Origin of the sequence: Pseudomonas sp. Fl4BN1, from assembly GCF_009908285.1 — a bacterium.
Lineage (GTDB): Bacteria > Pseudomonadota > Gammaproteobacteria > Pseudomonadales > Pseudomonadaceae > Aquipseudomonas.
Genome location: NZ_JAAARM010000007.1, coordinates 32,838 through 48,525, shown reverse-complemented (window position 1 = coordinate 48,525; position 15,688 = coordinate 32,838). Strand labels below are relative to the sequence as shown.

Annotated in this window: 13 protein-coding genes; 6 read left to right on the top strand and 7 right to left on the bottom strand. The window is 65.2% G+C overall.

The window, feature by feature from the left end; translation table 11 throughout:
• Window positions 1–26 precede the first annotated feature (26 nt).
• From GV818_RS10035 to GV818_RS10025, 3 genes are all read left to right on the top strand, one after another.
• Window positions 27–1,232, top strand: a complete 1,206-nt coding sequence (locus GV818_RS10035; protein ID WP_161759615.1) for a CaiB/BaiF CoA transferase family protein — start codon at window positions 27–29, stop codon at window positions 1,230–1,232.
• Window positions 1,233–1,348: 116 nt separating this feature from the next.
• A complete protein-coding gene (locus GV818_RS10030; RefSeq protein ID WP_161776466.1) occupies window positions 1,349–2,161 on the top strand; it encodes an HpcH/HpaI aldolase/citrate lyase family protein in 813 nt (270 codons plus the stop codon).
• A 110-nt stretch (window positions 2,162–2,271) separates the two neighbouring features.
• Window positions 2,272–2,703 (top strand): HD domain-containing protein, encoded by a 432-nt coding sequence (locus tag GV818_RS10025; RefSeq protein WP_161776465.1) that lies wholly within the window; start codon window positions 2,272–2,274, stop codon window positions 2,701–2,703.
• A 115-nt stretch (window positions 2,704–2,818) separates the two neighbouring features.
• Here the strand turns inward: GV818_RS10025 and GV818_RS10020 are convergent, their stop codons facing one another.
• The 4 genes from GV818_RS10020 to GV818_RS10005 form a co-directional block, all read right to left on the bottom strand.
• Window positions 2,819–3,148 carry a hypothetical protein gene (locus GV818_RS10020; protein WP_161759618.1) on the bottom strand — a complete coding sequence of 110 codons (330 nt, stop codon included), beginning with the start codon at window positions 3,146–3,148 and terminating at the stop codon, window positions 2,819–2,821.
• A gap of 65 nt (window positions 3,149–3,213) precedes the next feature.
• Window positions 3,214–4,671 (bottom strand): amidase, encoded by a 1,458-nt coding sequence (locus GV818_RS10015; protein ID WP_161759619.1) that lies wholly within the window; start codon window positions 4,669–4,671, stop codon window positions 3,214–3,216.
• Between the two features lie 105 nt (window positions 4,672–4,776).
• Window positions 4,777–5,883, bottom strand: a complete 1,107-nt coding sequence (locus tag GV818_RS10010; RefSeq protein WP_161759620.1) for a polyamine ABC transporter substrate-binding protein — start codon at window positions 5,881–5,883, stop codon at window positions 4,777–4,779.
• Between the two features lie 105 nt (window positions 5,884–5,988).
• The gene (locus GV818_RS10005) at window positions 5,989–7,020 is read right to left on the bottom strand and encodes an AraC family transcriptional regulator (protein WP_161759621.1); all 1,032 of its coding nucleotides are present in this window, start codon (window positions 7,018–7,020) and stop codon (window positions 5,989–5,991) included.
• Window positions 7,021–7,885: 865 nt separating this feature from the next.
• Between GV818_RS10005 and GV818_RS10000 the strand changes: the two genes are divergently transcribed.
• The 3 genes from GV818_RS10000 (at window position 7,886) to dctM (ending at window position 10,873) form a co-directional block, all read left to right on the top strand.
• Complete coding sequence (locus GV818_RS10000) at window positions 7,886–8,887, top strand: TRAP transporter substrate-binding protein (RefSeq protein WP_161776464.1); 1,002 nt, start codon at window positions 7,886–7,888, stop codon at window positions 8,885–8,887.
• Between the two features lie 73 nt (window positions 8,888–8,960).
• Window positions 8,961–9,593 (top strand): TRAP transporter small permease, encoded by a 633-nt coding sequence (locus tag GV818_RS09995; RefSeq protein WP_161759623.1) that lies wholly within the window; start codon window positions 8,961–8,963, stop codon window positions 9,591–9,593.
• Window positions 9,593–10,873, top strand: coding sequence for a C4-dicarboxylate TRAP transporter large permease protein DctM (gene dctM, locus GV818_RS09990; protein ID WP_161759624.1), 1,281 nt, complete (start codon window positions 9,593–9,595; stop codon window positions 10,871–10,873). Before GV818_RS09995 ends, dctM begins: the two co-directional genes overlap by 1 nt.
• A 906-nt stretch (window positions 10,874–11,779) precedes the next feature.
• Here the strand turns inward: dctM and GV818_RS09985 are convergent.
• The 3 genes from GV818_RS09985 to GV818_RS09975 form a co-directional block, all read right to left on the bottom strand.
• The gene (locus GV818_RS09985; RefSeq protein WP_161776463.1) at window positions 11,780–12,391 is read right to left on the bottom strand and encodes a DNA-3-methyladenine glycosylase family protein; all 612 of its coding nucleotides are present in this window, start codon (window positions 12,389–12,391) and stop codon (window positions 11,780–11,782) included.
• A gap of 117 nt (window positions 12,392–12,508) precedes the next feature.
• Entirely contained in the window at window positions 12,509–13,411 is a 903-nt protein-coding gene (locus GV818_RS09980) for an alpha/beta hydrolase (RefSeq protein ID WP_161776462.1), read from the bottom strand.
• Between the two features lie 31 nt (window positions 13,412–13,442).
• Window positions 13,443–15,683 (bottom strand): TonB-dependent siderophore receptor, encoded by a 2,241-nt coding sequence (locus tag GV818_RS09975; protein WP_161759627.1) that lies wholly within the window; start codon window positions 15,681–15,683, stop codon window positions 13,443–13,445.
• Window positions 15,684–15,688: the final 5 nt, after the last annotated feature.

Genomic DNA, 15,688 nt, shown 5'->3' with positions numbered 1-15,688 from the left:
GTTTCGATTCAGGGCGAGGACTGCACATGACACACGACACAGCACAGCCCCGGCCGTTGGACGGCATCACCGTGGTCAGCCTGGAACACGCGATTGCCGCGCCGTTCTGCACCCGCCAACTGGCGGATCTCGGCGCCCGGGTGATCAAGGTCGAGCGCCCCGGCAGCGGCGACTTTGCCCGGGGTTACGACCAGCGAGTCAAGGGCCTGGCATCGCACTTCGTCTGGACCAACCGCTCCAAGGAAAGCCTGACCCTGGACCTCAAGCAGCCCGAAGCCGAAGGCCTGCTGGACAGCTTGCTGGCCGAGGCCGACGTCCTGGTGCAGAACCTCGCACCGGGCGCGGCGGCGCGCATGGGGTTGTCCTTCGAAGCGTTGCACGAGCGTTTTCCCCGGCTGATCGTCTGCGATATTTCCGGCTACGGCGAGGGCGGTCCTTATGAAAAGAAAAAGGCCTACGACCTGCTGATCCAGAGCGAAGGCGGTTTTCTTTCGGTGACCGGCGGCCCGGGGGATGAGCAAATGGCCAAGGCCGGCTGCTCCATCGCTGACATCGCCGCTGGCATGTACGCCTACAGCGGGATTCTTTCGGCCCTGCTGCTGCGGGGCCGGACCGGCCTGGGCAGCCGGATCGACATCAGCATGCTCGAAAGCCTGGTGGAGTGGATGGGCTACCCGATGTACTACGCCTTCGACGGCGCCGAACCGCCACCCCGGGCCGGCGCTGCCCATTCGACGATTTACCCCTACGGTCCGTTTCCCGCCGGTGACGGCGGCACGGTGATGCTCGGCCTGCAGAACGAACGTGAATGGGCGGCGTTCTGTGACAAGGTCCTGGCGCTGCCGGCGCTGACGACTGACCCGCGCTTCAGTGCCAACTTCCTGCGCTCGGCTAACCGCGAGGCATTGCGCCAGATCATCGTCGAACATTTTGCTCGTCTGAGCGTCAGCCAGGTGATTGCCCGGCTGGACCAGGCGCAGATTGCCAACGCCCGGGTCAATGACATGCAGGGCGTGTGGCAGCACCCGCAACTGACGGCCCGGGATGCCTGGCGCCAGGTGGACAGCCCGGCAGGCAGGTTGCCAGCACTGCTGCCTCCGGCACGTAACAGCGCCTTTGTTCCGCGCATGGATGCAGTCCCGGCGCTGGGCCAGCACAGCGCGGCGATTCTTGACCAACTGGGCCTGACAGAGGAGCGCATCCAGCAGTTGCGCGCCGGCGGTGTGGTCTGACCCGGCGTTGGCTTGCCTATGAAGAAGGCCGCCAAAGCGCCTGCATCCACCGGACGCCACTTGCCTGCTCCCACGGTGTTTGCGCTGATCCGCTTATTGATAACAAGGAATCGAACATGTCCACCTCCATTGTCCGCTCCGCGCTGTTCGTCCCCGGCAGCCGTCCCGAGCGCTTTGCCAAGGCCTTGGCCAGCGGCGCCGATGCGGTGATCGTCGACTTCGAGGACGCGGTTGAAGAGCCCCTTAAGGTCCAGGCCCGGGAACATCTGGCGCAGTTTCTCGAGCAGCAGCCGTCAGCCCGGACCTGGGTACGGATCAACGCTGCGGAACACTCTGAGCATGTGGCCGATCTGGATTTCTGCACGCGCCATCCCGGCGTGGTGGGTATCCTCCTGCCGAAAGTCGAAAGCGCCGCCCAGGTCGCCCGGGTGGCCGCCACTGGCAAGTGGGTCTGGCCGATCATCGAGAGTGCCCGGGGCTTGTTGGCGCTGGCCGAGATCGCCAGGGCTGATGGGGTCCAGCGCTTGTCCTTCGGCGGCCTGGACCTGGCCCTGGACCTCAATCTCAGCAGCGGTTCTGCGGCCGCGCAGTTCGCGCTGGACCAGGCACGCCTGGCGCTGATCCTGCACTCCCGGGCGGCGGGGCTGCTGGCACCGCTGGATGGTGTGCACCCGGGGATCGACGACCTCGAAGGCCTGGCGGCCTCGATCCGGCATGCCTATGCGATGGGGTTTGCCGGTGCCCTGTGCATCCACCCACGGCAGGTGCCGGTGATCCACCAGGCCCTGGCTCCGAGCCCCGAGGAACTGGCTTGGGCCAGGCGGGTGGTGGCGGGCGGGCGCACCGGGGTTGGCGCGTATCAGGTCGATGGGCAGATGGTCGATGCGCCGGTGTTGCTGCGGGCCCAGCGTCTGCTGTCGCTGGCTTGAAGGGGCTGCGACGGCAAGAGCGGGGCGGTTAGTATGGTCGCGGTATTTTTCCTGCCGAGAGCGAACATGCAGACCATTGTCATCTCAACCGACGTCCGGAGTACCGGGCAATGAGCAGCCTGGAACGGGCTATCGCGATTGCCGCCCAAGCCCATGCCGGGCAAGTCGACAAGGGCGGCGCGCCCTACATCCTGCATCCGCTGCGAGTCATGCTGCGCTTGTCGGCGCCTGAAGAACGCATCGTTGCGGTGCTCCACGATGTCATCGAAGACAGCCCGGTGACCCTGGAAGAATTGCGTAGCGAGGGCTTCAGTGACCAGGTACTGCGTGCGCTGGCGGCGTTGACCAAGACCGCGGGTGAGGATTATCCAGCCTTTATCCGTCGTGCTGGGCAGAACCCGTTGGCGCGCCGGGTGAAGCTGGCGGACCTGGCGGAAAACAGTGATCTGTCGCGCATTGCCGCGCCCGGCGCGAGCGACCTGCAGCGGCTGGAAAAATACCGTGAGGCCATCGACTACCTGGAACGCTTGCGCCCGCTGTAGCCACTGGCGCAGACATTGGCTGCGTCAGGGCGTGCGCGTGGCGTGCTCAGGGCGTGTATCGATCACCAAGGCCCAGTGATCTGGTTGCAGTTGCGCGGGCTCGGCTGGCGGGCGCTCAGTTGCTGTAGCTGGAAAGGGCCAGCTCGGCGGTACGCGCCGGCGGCTTGCGGCCACGGGTGCGCCAGTGTTCGATCAGTGCCCGGCCGTGGGCCAGGCCGGCCTGCAGCGCGGCCTCGGTGCTGGTGTAGTCATTGCCATAAGGCGGGCAGGCGAAGTGCAGCGAAAAGCACGGGTGCTGGCCGCGGCCGGTAAGGCGGCCGACATAGCTGTAGCTGGAGCCGGATTGGTGCGGGTCAAGGCTTGGCGAGCTCGGCTCACGAATGAGCATCACGTAGATGTCGTGGTCGAATTGGGTGTCTTGATACCAACTGCTTGAATAGTCCATGGTCCACCTCCTTGTCCTTGTAGCGATGCCGTCTCAGCGGCGTCAGCGGGTTGTTCTGTACGGGTCTAGCGGGTTGACGCCGATGGTGCGTCAAGCAGCCCGGCGGGGTGCGCGAACACGCCTTCGGGCAACAGTTTTTCCAGGGTTCGGGCGGCGCGCAGCACTAACTCATCGCGGTCGAAGCGGGCGACGATCTGCAGGCCGATGGGCAATCCGCCAGCGCTCAGGCCGCAGGGCATGCTCAGCGCCGGCTGGCGGCTGAAGTTGAACGGGAAGGTGGTCGGCTGCCACATTGCGCTGATTTCACTCGGCCAGTCAGGTGAGCTCAGGCGCTCGACGGCGAACGGCTCGATCACCGCGGTGGGGGTCAATAGCAGGTCGTAATCGCAGAGAAAATCATGCAGCTTGTGCGCGACCTGATGCCGCTCCTGTACTGCGCAGGCGTAATCCAGGGCATTGAGCTGGCGCGCCCGGACCTGGGCCTGCTGGAGGAAATCCCCTACCAGGTGGCGGCGCTCGGCAGGAATTTCCTGGACCACCGCGCAGGCGACTTCCACCGGCCAGGCGCGCAGATAGTTCGGTGCCGGGTTGCCGATGTCCGGCGAGGCCTGGACCAGGATCGCGCCCGCCTGTTGCAAGTGCTGGGCAGCGGCCAGGCAGGCTGCGGCGATCTGTGGGTCGACATGGGCGGCGTAGCCCAGGTCGGCGCTGAAGGCGATGCGCAGTCCGCTGACACCGTCCTCGATGTGTTGCAGAAATTGCTTGGGCCCATGGGGCCGGGCAAACGGTTCGCCGGGTTCGTCGGCGCTGAGGAGTTCCATCAGCAGGGCGATGTCACGCACATGGCGGGCAATCGGTCCTTCGGCGGCCATGCCTCCGGGGTCGATGCTCGGGCAGGCGGAAACCAGGCCATGGCTGGGCTTGAAACCTATCACTCCGCAAAAGCTGGCCGGGGTGCGAATCGATCCTGCGGCATCGTTGCCGGTGGCCGCCGGGGCGTAACCTGCGGCCACGCCAGCGGTACTGCCGCCACTGCTGCCACCGGCATGCAGGGCGAGGTTCCACGGATTGCGGGTGATCCCGGTCAGTGGGCTGTCGGTCAACGGTGTGCTACCCAACTCGGGCAGGGTGGTCTTGCCGATGAAAATTGCCCCAGCCTCGCGCAGCCGCGCCACCAGGCTGGTGTCGCGGCTCATTGCCGGTCGATCCGCCAGGGCCTTTGAGCCGCTGCGGGTCTGCCAGCCTTGAATGTCGCTGTTGTCCTTGACCAGCAGTGCAATACCGTCCAGCCGGCCCAGCGGTTGCCCGGCCGCCCAGCGTGCGCTGGACGCTTGGGCGGCGAGCAGCGCTGCCGCGTCCTGACGCTCGCACAGGGCATTGAGCTGCGGTTCGTGGCGTTCGATCTGGGCCAGCAGCGCTTGCAATAGGTCCACCGGAGTGAACTGCCGGGTGGCAAAACCTTGCAGCAACGCCTCGATGGACAGCAGGTGCAGGGCCGGATGGCTGGAGGTGGCTAACGACATGGACGGGTCTTCTTTCAAGGACGCAGGGCGCGGGCTGCGCACCGGCGTGGAAAGTCTCCGGACGCACCGCTGGCGGCGGCCCGGAGAACCTTCGGAGTGAGTGACTCAGCGCCCACTGGTGACCTTGACCCAGGTGCGGGTACGGGTGCGTTCGGCCTTGGCCGGCAGCGGCGCCAGGGGGAACAGGCGGGTCATGGTCTCGGCACTGGGGAACAGGTCCGGGTTGTCCAGCAGCGACTGCAGGATGAACGGCTTGGAGTCCTTGACGCCGTTGGGGTAGCCAACGTAATTGCTGACGGAAGCGATGACTTCAGGCTCCATCAGGTAATTGAGGAACTCATGGGCGGTGTCCACATGCTTGGCACCGGCGGGGATGGCCACGGTGTCGATCCACACCAGGGTGCCTTCCTTGGGAATGCGCATTTCGATGTGCACGCCGTTCTTGGCTTCGTTGGCGCGGTTGGCAGCCTGCAGGAAGCCGCCGGAGTAGCCCACGGCCACGCAGATGTTGCCGTTGGCGATATCGCCCATCCACTTCGCACCGTGGAAGTAGCGCACATAGGGACGCAGCTTGAGCAGCATGGCCTCGGCCTTGCGATAGTCCTCGGGGTTCTGGCTGTTGGGGTCCAGGCCCAGGTAATGCAGGGCCAGGGGCAGCATTTCCGCTGGCGAATCGAGGAAGGTCACGCCGCACTGGCTGAGCTTCTTCAGGTTCTCTTCCTTGAACACCAGGTCCCAACTGTTGACCGGCGCATCAGTGCCCAGCAGTTCCTGGACCTTGTCGCGGTTGTAGCCGATCAGGTTGGTGCCCCACATGTAGGGGATCACGTAGCGGTTGCCGGGGTCGCTCTGCTCCAGCAGCTTCATCACCGCCGGGTCGAGGTTCTTCCAGTTTGGCAGTCGCTTGCGATCCAGGGGCTGGAAGGCGCCGGCGCTGATCTGCTTGCTGACGAAACCACTGGAAGGCACCACCACGTCGTAGCCGCTGTTGCCCGTGAGCAGCTTGGCCTCGAGGACTTCATTGCTTTCGAAGATGTCGTATTTGACCTTGATCCCGCTGCCTGCCTGGAAGTCCTTGATGGTGTTGGGGGCAATGTATTCCGACCAGTTGAAGATGTTCACCGTGCGCTCGGGGGCGGCCAGGGCGCTGTAGGAACAAGTCATGGCCAAGCCTAAGGCCAGGCGGCTAAGGACGGTGTGCAGCGATTTCATACGACAACTCCATGTCTGAAATGATCAGAATTTTCTGATCAGTCATTCTTGGCCGGATGGCCGGTAGAGAGAATGTTGGCAACGGTCAATAGGGGATATTTAGCGTCATTCTTCAGCACAGTCGGAGAGCGGGCCGAGTTGCCCGGCCAACTGCCGAAAGCGCCCTGGGGCGACGCCGCTCCAGCGCAGGAAGGCATGGCGGAAACTCGCGGTCTCCTTGAAGCCCAGGGCTTCGGCGATGCGGTAGATGGGCAGGCTGTGCTGCCCCAGCAGTTGCTGGGCACGGGCGTAGCGCAGTTCGTCCAGCAACTGCTGATAGCTGGTGTCCTGGGCCCGCAGGCGCCGGCGCAGGGTGCTGGGGGAGCAGTGCACCTGGCGCGCCAGGCTGTCGAAGTCCGGCACTGCGTGCAGTTGTTCATTGAGGATGCGCCGTACCTGATCGATCCAGGTCGGCCGCGCGCTGAGCTCCTCGTTGAGACGGATGCAGCGTTGCAGCATGTCGTTCTGGGTCACCAGGTCCGCCAGGGGCAGGCGCCGGTCCAGCCATTCCAGGTCGAAGCCGATGGCGTTGCGTTCGGCGTTGAAGCGCACCGGGCAATTGAAGGCCTGTTCGTAGCTGTCCAGGTAGGGTTGCGGGCCATGCACCAGGTGCACTTCGCGCAGCGGCAGGCTGCAGCCCAGCAGGTCCTGGCAGGTGACCCGGTACGACGACATGCAGAAATCGGTGTTGAACACCTCCAGTTCGGTTTCGCTGTACTGGTCGGCGGTGAGCCAGGCCAGGCCATCGCGGATCTCCAGGTCGAGGCGGAAGAAGGTGCCCAGCAGCAACGGATAGCGCAGCGCCAGGGACCAGCCCTCGCGCAGGGTGGCACTGGTCAGCAGGGTCAGGCCGAACATGCCATAGGCCGAGATGTGCAGATTGCGGCCGAGCACCAGGCCCAAGTCCTGGCGCAAGGCTACGGCGTTGCTGAACACACGCATTTCCTGGCTGATGTTGATCAGGCTGTTGGGCAGGTCGAGGTCCGCGAGCTGGATGCCACTGCCCTCCAGCAGTACCTCGGCGGGCACCTCGCTGTCGCGAAAGGCGTCCAGCACCGCTTGCGTGGTGTGCAGGGTAGTCAGGCGAAGTACGGCCATCGGCGATCTCAAGGTGATATCGGAGGCGTGACTTTAGGGGTTACGCGTGCGCGGTTCAATTGCCCCCTTGCAGGAGCTGGCGTGCCAGCGAAGGCGTTGGCGGGTGCAGCGCCAGGCTTGAGGGCCCTTTCGCCGGCAAGCCGGCTCCTACGGGGTGGCGGTTGGCGCCGATTTCGCAGGCACCGCCCTGGTAGGAGCTGGCTTGCCAGCGAAGGCGTCGGCGAGGGCTGCGCCAGGCTTGATGGCCCTTTCGCCGGCAAGCCGGCTCCTACGGGGCGGCGGTTGGCGCCGATTTCGCAGGCACTGCCCTTGTAGGAGCTGGCTTGCCAGCGAAGGCGTCGGCGAGGGTTGCGCAAGGCTTGAGGGCCCTTTCGCCGGCAAGCCGGCTCCTACGGGACGGCGGTTGGCGCCGATTTCGCAGGCACCACCCTGGTAGGAGCTGGCTTGCCAGCGAAGGCGTCGGCGAGGGCAGCGCCAGGCTTGATGGCCCTTTCGCCGGCAAGCCGGCTCCTACGGGACGGCGGTTGGCGCCGATTTCTCAGGCACTGCCCTTGTAGGAGCTGGCTTGCCAGCGAAGGCGTCGGCGAGGGCAGCGCCAGGCTTGATGGCCCTTTCGCCGACAAGCCGGCTCCTACGGGACGGCGGTTGGTGCCGATTTCGCAGGCACCACCCTTGTAGGAGCTGGCTTGCCAGCGAAGGCGTCGGCGAGGGCTGCGCAAGGCTTGAGGGCCTGTTCGCCGGCAAGCCGGCTCCTACAGAGGGGGTGTTCGGCTGGGGTGAACGCGGGTATCAAAAATTCGAAATTCTCTATACGCCGCACCTTGGGCACTCTTCCCTCAATCACAACAATAAAAAGGTGAAGTCCATGTTCAAGCTCTCAAGAGCGCTGTTCTGTGCCGCCGCATTGCTCGTTGCCGGGTTGGCCCAGGCCGCCGAATCCACCGGCAACCCGATCATTATCAAGTTCGCCCACGTGGTGGCCGAGAACACCCCCAAGGGCCAGGGCGCGCTGCTGTTCAAGAGGCTTGCCGAGGAACGGTTGCCCGGCCGGGTCAAGGTCGAGGTCTATCCCAACTCGTCGTTGTTCGGTGACGGCAAGGAGATGGAGGCGCTGCTGTTGGGGGATGTGCAGATGCTGGCGCCGTCCCTGGCCAAGTTCGAGCAGTACACCAAGCAGATCCAGATCTATGACCTGCCGTTCCTGTTCGATGACCTGGCGGCGGTGGACCGCTTCCAGGCGGCGCAAGGTCGTCAGTTGCTGACCACGATGCAGGCCAAGGGCGTTCTCGGCCTGGCCTACTGGCACAACGGCCTCAAGCAGTTGTCGGCGAACAAGCCCCTGCGCGAGCCCAAGGACGCTCGGGGCCTGAAGTTCCGGGTGCAGGCCTCCAGCGTGCTTGAGGAGCAGTTCAAGGCCTTGCGGGCCAACCCACGCAAGATGAGCTTCGCCGAGGTCTACCAGGGCCTGCAGACCGGCACGGTGAATGGCACCGAGAACACTTGGTCGAACTACGAAAGCCAGAAGGTCAACGAGGTGCAGAAGTACTTCACCGAGTCCAACCACGGCCTGATCGACTACATGGTGATCACCAACGCGAGCTTCTGGAACGGCCTGCCGGCGGATCTGCGCGGTGAGTTGGAAGCGATCATGGTTGAGGTCTCGGTGGAGGTGAACAAGCAGGCCGAAGCCCTGAACCAGAGCGCCAAGCAGAAGATCGTCGAGGCCAAGACCAGCGAAATCATCGAGCTGACCCCGGAGCAGCGCCAGGCCTGGCGCGACACCATGCGCCCGGTGTGGAGCCAGTTCGAGGGCCAGATCGGCGCCGAGCTGATCCAGGCCGCCGAAGCCGCCAACCAGCGCCCCTGATTGCGCTACGTCCGCCGCTTGCGGTCGTCCACCTGCGGGCGACCGTTTCCCGCCTGTTTCGCGAGGTATCTCTATGCAGTCCCTGAGACGTATCTGGGAGCACCTGGAGGAGGGCCTGATCGCCCTGCTGCTGGCGACCATGACCCTGGTGACCTTCGTCTACGTAATGCTCAACAACGTCTACACGCTGTTCTTTGCCCTGGCTGACAAATGGGCCCTGGGCAGCAGCGTCTTCAATACCCTGGGGGACGCGACCATGGGCCTGGCCCAGGACATGACCTGGAGCGTGGCCCTGACCAAGGCGCTGTTCGGCTGGCTGATCTTCTTCGGCATGTCTTATGGCGTGCGCACCGCCGGGCACCTGGGAGTCGATGCTTTGGTGCGCCTGACCCCGCGCCCGGTGCAACGCTACCTGGCGCTGCTCGCCTGCCTGTGCTGCCTGGTGTATGCCGGGCTGTTCATGGTGGCCAGCTACAAGTGGCTGAGCGCGATCATGGCCGCGCACATCGGTGCCGAGGACCTGGACCGCTTCGGCATCCAGATCAGCCATATCGTAGTGATCGTGCCCATCGGCTTCGCCCTGGTGCTGGTCCGCTACCTGGAAATCTTCTACCGCATCTTCACTCGACGGCAGGTCGGCCTGGGCCTGGCCGACGAGGCGGGCGAGGCCAGCAAGCTGGCGGGCAGCCATGAGGAGCGTCACTGATGACCGTGCTCTGTCTGTTCCTGTTGCTGCTGGTGTTGATGTTCCTCGGCGTGCCGATCGCGATTGCCCTGGGCCTGTCTGGGGCGCTGTCGATCCTGATGTTCAGCCAGGACTCCCTCAGCTCCCTGGCGATCAAGCTGTTCGAGACCTCAGACGCCTATACCTTCCTGGCGATTCCATTCTTCCTGCTGTCCGGAGCCTTCATGACTACCGGCGGCGTGGCCCAGCGCCTGATCGATTTCGCCAACGCCTGCGTCGGGCACATTCGTGGCGGCCTGGCGATTGCCGCAGTATTGGCGTGCATGCTGTTCGCCGCCTTGTCCGGCTCCTCGCCGGCCACCGTGGCGGCGGTGGGGTCGATCGCGGTGGCAGGCATGGTGCGCTCCGGCTATCCGAAGGAGTTCGGCGCCGGGATCATCTGCAACGCCGGGACCCTGGGCATCCTGATCCCGCCATCGATCGTGATGGTGGTGTATTCGGCGGCCACCGAAACTTCAGTCGGCAAGCTGTTCATGGCCGGGGTGATTCCCGGCCTGTTGCTGGGGTTGCTGCTGATGGTGGCGATCTACATCGTGGCCCGGGTGAAGAAACTGCCGGCCCAGCCACGGGCCACGTTCCGCGAGTGGCTGAGCTGCGCGCGCCGGGCGTTCTGGGGGTTGCTGTTGCTGGTGATCATCCTCGGCGGCATCTACAGCGGCATGTTCACCCCCACTGAAGCGGCGGCGGTGGCCGCGGTGTATTCGGCCTTCGTCGCGCTGTTCGTGTACCGCGACATGAAACTGCGAGACTGCCCCAAAGTGCTGCTGGAGTCGGGGCGGCTGTCGATCATGCTGATGTTCATCATCGCCAACGCCATGCTCTTCGCCCATGTGCTGACCACTGAGCAGATCCCCCAGGAAATCACCGCCTGGGTGATCTCCGAGGGGCTGACGCCGCTGGGTTTCCTGCTGATGGTCAACGTGGTGCTGCTGGTGGCGGGCAGCTTCATGGAGCCCTCGGCGATCGTGCTGATCCTGGCGCCAATCTTCTTCCCGATTGCCATGAAGCTGGGGATCGACCCGATTCACCTGGGGATCGTCATGGTGGTCAACATGGAGATTGGCCTGGTGCATCCGCCGGTGGGGCTGAACCTGTTCGTGACCTCGGCGGTGACCGGCCTGACCTTGGGCCAGACCATCCGCGCGGCGATGCCGTGGCTGATGATCCTGCTGCTGTTCCTGATCCTGGTGACCTACGTCCCGCTGATTTCCCTGGCCTTGCCCAACTGGCTGGGCATGTAGGAGCCGGCTTGCCGGCGAACCGCGCAGCGGCCAGGCGGTGCCGGTTCAGCGGTTGGATATTGCGTCGCGCTTGCGGGCGCTTTCGCTGGCAAGCCAGCTCCTACAGACAGACATATTTCCGTAGGAGCCGGCTTGCCGGCGAACCGCGCAGCGGCCAGGCGGCGCCGGTTCAGCGGTTGGATATTGCGTCGCGCTTGCGGGCGCTTTCGCTGGCAAGCCAGCTCCTACAGACGGACATATTTCCGTAGGAGCCGGCTTGCCGGCGAACCGCGCAGCGGCCAGGCGGCGTCGGTTCAGCGGTTGGACATTGCGTCGCGCTTGCGGGTGCTTTCGCTGGCAAGCCAGCTCCTACAGACGGACATATTTCCGTAGGAGCCGGCTTGCCGGCGAACCGCGCAGCGGCCAGGCGGCGCCGGTTCAGCGGTTGGACATTGCGTCGCGCTTGAGGGCGCTTTCGCTGGCAAGCCAGCTCCTACAGACGGATATATTTCCGTAGGAGGCGGCTTGCCGGCGAACCGCGCAGCGGCCAGGCGGCGCCGGTTCAGCGGTTGGACATTGCGTTGCGCTTGCGGGTGCTTTCGCTGGCAAGCCAGCTCCTACAGACGGACATATTTCCGTAGGAGCCGGCTTGCCGGCGAACCGCGCAGCGGCCAGGCGGTGCCGGTTCAGCGGTTGGACATTGCGTCGCGCTTGCGGGCGCTTTCGCTGGCAAGCCAGCTCCTACAAAACGACATATCCCTGTAGGAGCCGGCTTGCCGGCGAACCGCGCAGCGGCCAGGCGGTGCCGGTTCAGCGGTTGGACATTGCGTCGCGCTTGCGGGCGCTTTCGCTGGCAAGCCAGCTCCTACAGGTGGATGGCGCGGTGGTCTGCCGGGTTCGGTTCAACGACTAATGCCCATGAGTGGGTCAGGCCGACGGCACGCGCCACAGGTACCAGGCTGCGGTGGTGCGCCAGGGGCTCCAGGCCTGGCCGATCTGGCGCAGTTGCCGGGGGCCGGGCTGCTTTTCCAGGCCCTTGAGCCGGCGGTAGCCTTCGCGTACGCCAAAATCATCCACCGGCAATATGTCCTCGCGCTCAAGGCTGTAGATCAGCAGCATCTCCACGGTCCAGCGGCCGATGCCCGGCAGTTGGGTCAGGCGCTCGATCAGTTGTTCATCGTCCATCTTTCGCGCATCCCGGGCATCCGGCACGCGGCCGTCGAGCCGGGCTTGGGCGATGCCTTGCAGGGTCGCCACCTTGCGTGCGGAAAAGCCGCAGCCGCGCAGGCTTTCAAGGCTGGCATCAGCCAGTTGCCGGGGCGTAGGGAAGTCCTGCCCGGGAAACAAGGCGCGCAGGCGGCCCAGTATCGCGTCGCCGGCGCGGGCATGCAGTTGCTGGTAAGCCACCGCGCGCACCAGCGCCTGATAAGGCTCGCGCTCCGGGCGGGGTTGGTGCAGACAGGGGCCAACGGCGGCGATCAGCGCGGCCCAGTCGGCATCCAGTGCGGCAAGAAAACGAGTGGCAGGGCAGGTGGGCATTGGTGATCCGGAACAGGTGGCGGGGCGAGCGGCAGATTAGCCTGCCGCCCCGGCGCGTGCACCCGGTCTCTTGCGCTGGAACTCGTGGCCCGGGCCTTGCACCCGGGCGCAGGGTTTTCAGTCCTGGGTCGCCGACAGGTAGAGCCGCTCCAGCACGTAGTGCAGCGAGGCCGCCAGGGTTTGGCCATGGCTGAGCTTTTCGAAGCTGTGGTAGTCCAGCGCCAGCCCCGGCACCTGGGCCAGTTGCCCCTGCAACTGTCTGGCGCGCTGGTCGGCTTCGGGCCCCGGCGGCTGGCGCGGGTTGCCCGGCTCGGCGCCGCCGCGCATCAGCAGCAATTGCGCACGGTGCCCCTGCAGACGCTGCTCCAGACCTTGGGCCTGGCCGAGAATCAGGCCGTCACCCCACCACAGCGAGGGGCTCGCAGCAGCGTAGTGGCGAAACTCCTGCGGGTGCTTGAACAACGCCTGCAACACCAGCAGGCCACCGTAGGAGTGGCCCCACAAGGTCTGTTGTGCAGGATCGATCGGCACCTGTGCCGCCACCGCTGGCCGCATGCGCTCGCGCAGCCCTTGCAGGAAGGCTTCGGCACCGCCGCTGGGCTGTCCGGTCAGCGGGTCTTTCTGCTCTTCAAGGCCCGGCTGGTGCGGGGTGTAGTCATAGGTCCGGGCGGTGCGCTCGATGCGCAGCGGGGTCTGGTAACCCACGGCCACCAGCAACGGTGCCTGATCGGCGGGCAGGCGCTTGAGCTGCTCGGGGTCGAGGGCGCCGATGGCGGCGTTGCCATCGAGCATCCACAGCACCGGGTAGCCCTGGGGCGGCGGCGCCTGCAGCGGCTTGCCGATCCACAGTTGGTAGTGCCGCTGGCCGTCGGCGGAATCCAGTTGCAGGCTGCTGAAGCGGTAAGGCAGGTCCTGGCGTTGCAGCAGGCTGCGGTCCATGGGCTGGTCCGCGGCGGGGGCGGCCAGGGCCGCTCCCGCAAGGCCCCAGGCCAGGGCCAGGGGCAGGAAGAAAGTTCTCATCAGGCGTTCTCGGCGGGTTCTTGGTGATGGCTCAGAACGATGCGGTCAGGCTGGTATACAAGGTGCGCCCGGGTTCGTTGTAGGTGGCGGCGCCGGCGCCAGCGATGTTGTTCACGCCCTGGGCATTGCCTTCACGGAACAGGCGCTTGTCGAACAGGTTGTCGACCCCGGCAGTCAGGCTCAGGTTGCGGGTCAGGGCGTAGGTGCCGCTGACCCCGGCAATGGCGTAGGGCGCCAGTTGCTGGGTGGCGCTGCCGGTGACGCGGTCGCCGTGGTAGTCGTACTTCTTCGGCGTCTGCTGGCCGTACCAGGCCACGGTGGCCTGCAGCGACAGGTCCTGGGTGGCCTGCCAGTCGAGCATCGAGTTGAGGGTGTAGCGCGGGGTCACCGAGAGGTAGTCGCCGGTTTGCTTGTTCTTCGATTGCAGCATGTAGGTGAAGTTGTTGTTCCAGGTCAGCTGGCTGGCCAACGGAATCGTCAGGGTGCCTTCCAGGCCTTCCACCAGGGCCTTGGGCACGTTTTCCCACTGGTAGATCGCCGCGTTGCGGTAAGCGCCGCTGCCACCGCTGGCCTTGCTCACCGGAGCCAGGCCGGATTCCACCTTGTTCTTGTAGTCGTTGCGGAAGTAGGTCAGGCCGGCAACCCAGCCGTCGGCCTTGTACTCCAGGCCCAGTTCCTTGTTGACGCTGGTTTCTGCCTTGAGCTGGTCGTTGCCCTGCAGGTAGCAACTGGTGCTCTGCCCGTAGCAGCCCTGGCCGCGGCTGTAGAGCAGGTAGTCGGGATTCAGCTGGTAGAGGTTCGGCGCCTTGTAGGCACGGGCGATACCGGCTTTCAGGGTCAGGCTGTCGCTGAGGGCGTGGGACAGGTTGAGCGAGGGGCTCCAGTTGTCACCGACGACGCTGTGGTGGTCGAAGCGCAGGCCCGGGGTGAGCATGGTGCCCGGCTGCAGTTCGATGTTGTCTTCGGCGAACAGCGAGAAGATCTGCGCACTGGACTGGGTGCTGCGGTTGCTCGAGGTCAGGCCGTTGACTGCGCCGCCCTCGCTGGTGGCCTGGCTGTTGGCGCTGGGGTCGTCAAGCTTCTGCTGGGACCATTCGCTGCCCAGGGTCAGGGTCTGCTCGAAGCCAGCGTGCAACGGCAGGTTGAGCTCGCCATGGGCGGTCAGGTCGCGCAGCACCGCGGTGTAGAAATTGCTGTTGCTGAAGATACCTTCAGTGCCGCCGGCCAGGCCTTCGTTGATCCGCGTGTTGCGGGTTTTTTCGTATTGCAGGTAGGCCATGGAGCTGCCGAAGTCCCATTCGCCGCGATGGGTCAGGGAATAGGTTTCGCGGTAGCTGCGGTTGGTCTCGTGGCCCAGCAGGTTTTTCACATTGCTGTTGCTGTTGGTGTTCTGGGTGTCGCCGGTGTAGAGGTTGCCCTGGCGGCTGAAGCCGGTTTCGACATCCAGGGTCTGGTCCGGCGTCAGGTGCCAGCTGAGCAGGCCGTTGAGGTCCTTGTTGCGCACGCCTTCGCGGCCGGCGGGCAGGGTGCCGACCTGGTTGCCGGTACGCAGGGATTGGTGGCCGGCGTTGATGTCGGCGTCGTCGGAATCGGTCTTGGCGATGTTGCCGTAGACCCGGTAGCTGAAGTTTTCGGTCAGCGGGCCATTGAGGCCGAAGCTCATGCGCTGGGTCGCGCCCTCGTCCTTGTGGGTCGGGAACGAGCTGTAGACGGTGGCGTTGCCGTGGGTCTGGCTGCCGGCCTGCTTGGTGACGATGTTGATCACCCCACCGGCCGCGCCGTTGCCGTAGCGCGCGGCTGCCGGGCCACGAATCACTTCGATGCGTTCCACCTGGTCGGCCGGTACCCAGTTGGTGTCGCCACGGCTGTCTCGCTCGCCGCGCCAGCCGTAGCGTACCGAGTTGCGGCTGCCCACTGGCTTGCCGTCCACCAGGATCAGGGTGTTTTCCGGGCCCATGCCGCGGATGTCGATCTGCCGGTTGTTGCCGCGTTGGCCGCTGGTGGAGTTACCGGTGAGGTTGACTCCGGGCATGCTGCGGATGATTTGCGACAGGTCGTTGGCCGGTGGGCGTTTCTGGATATCTTCGGCGGTGATCACCGAGACCCCCGGCGCCTGCTTGGTTTCTTCCTTGGCGGTGGCGATGACGGTCTGCGGTTCCAGTTCCAGAGTCGTCCGGGTCGGGTCTGCAGTGGCCGCCTGCACGGCTTGGCTGAGCAGGCAGCAACCGGACAGCAGGAAAGGGGTGAAAGGGCGCATCGAGCACTTGGACATCGGTG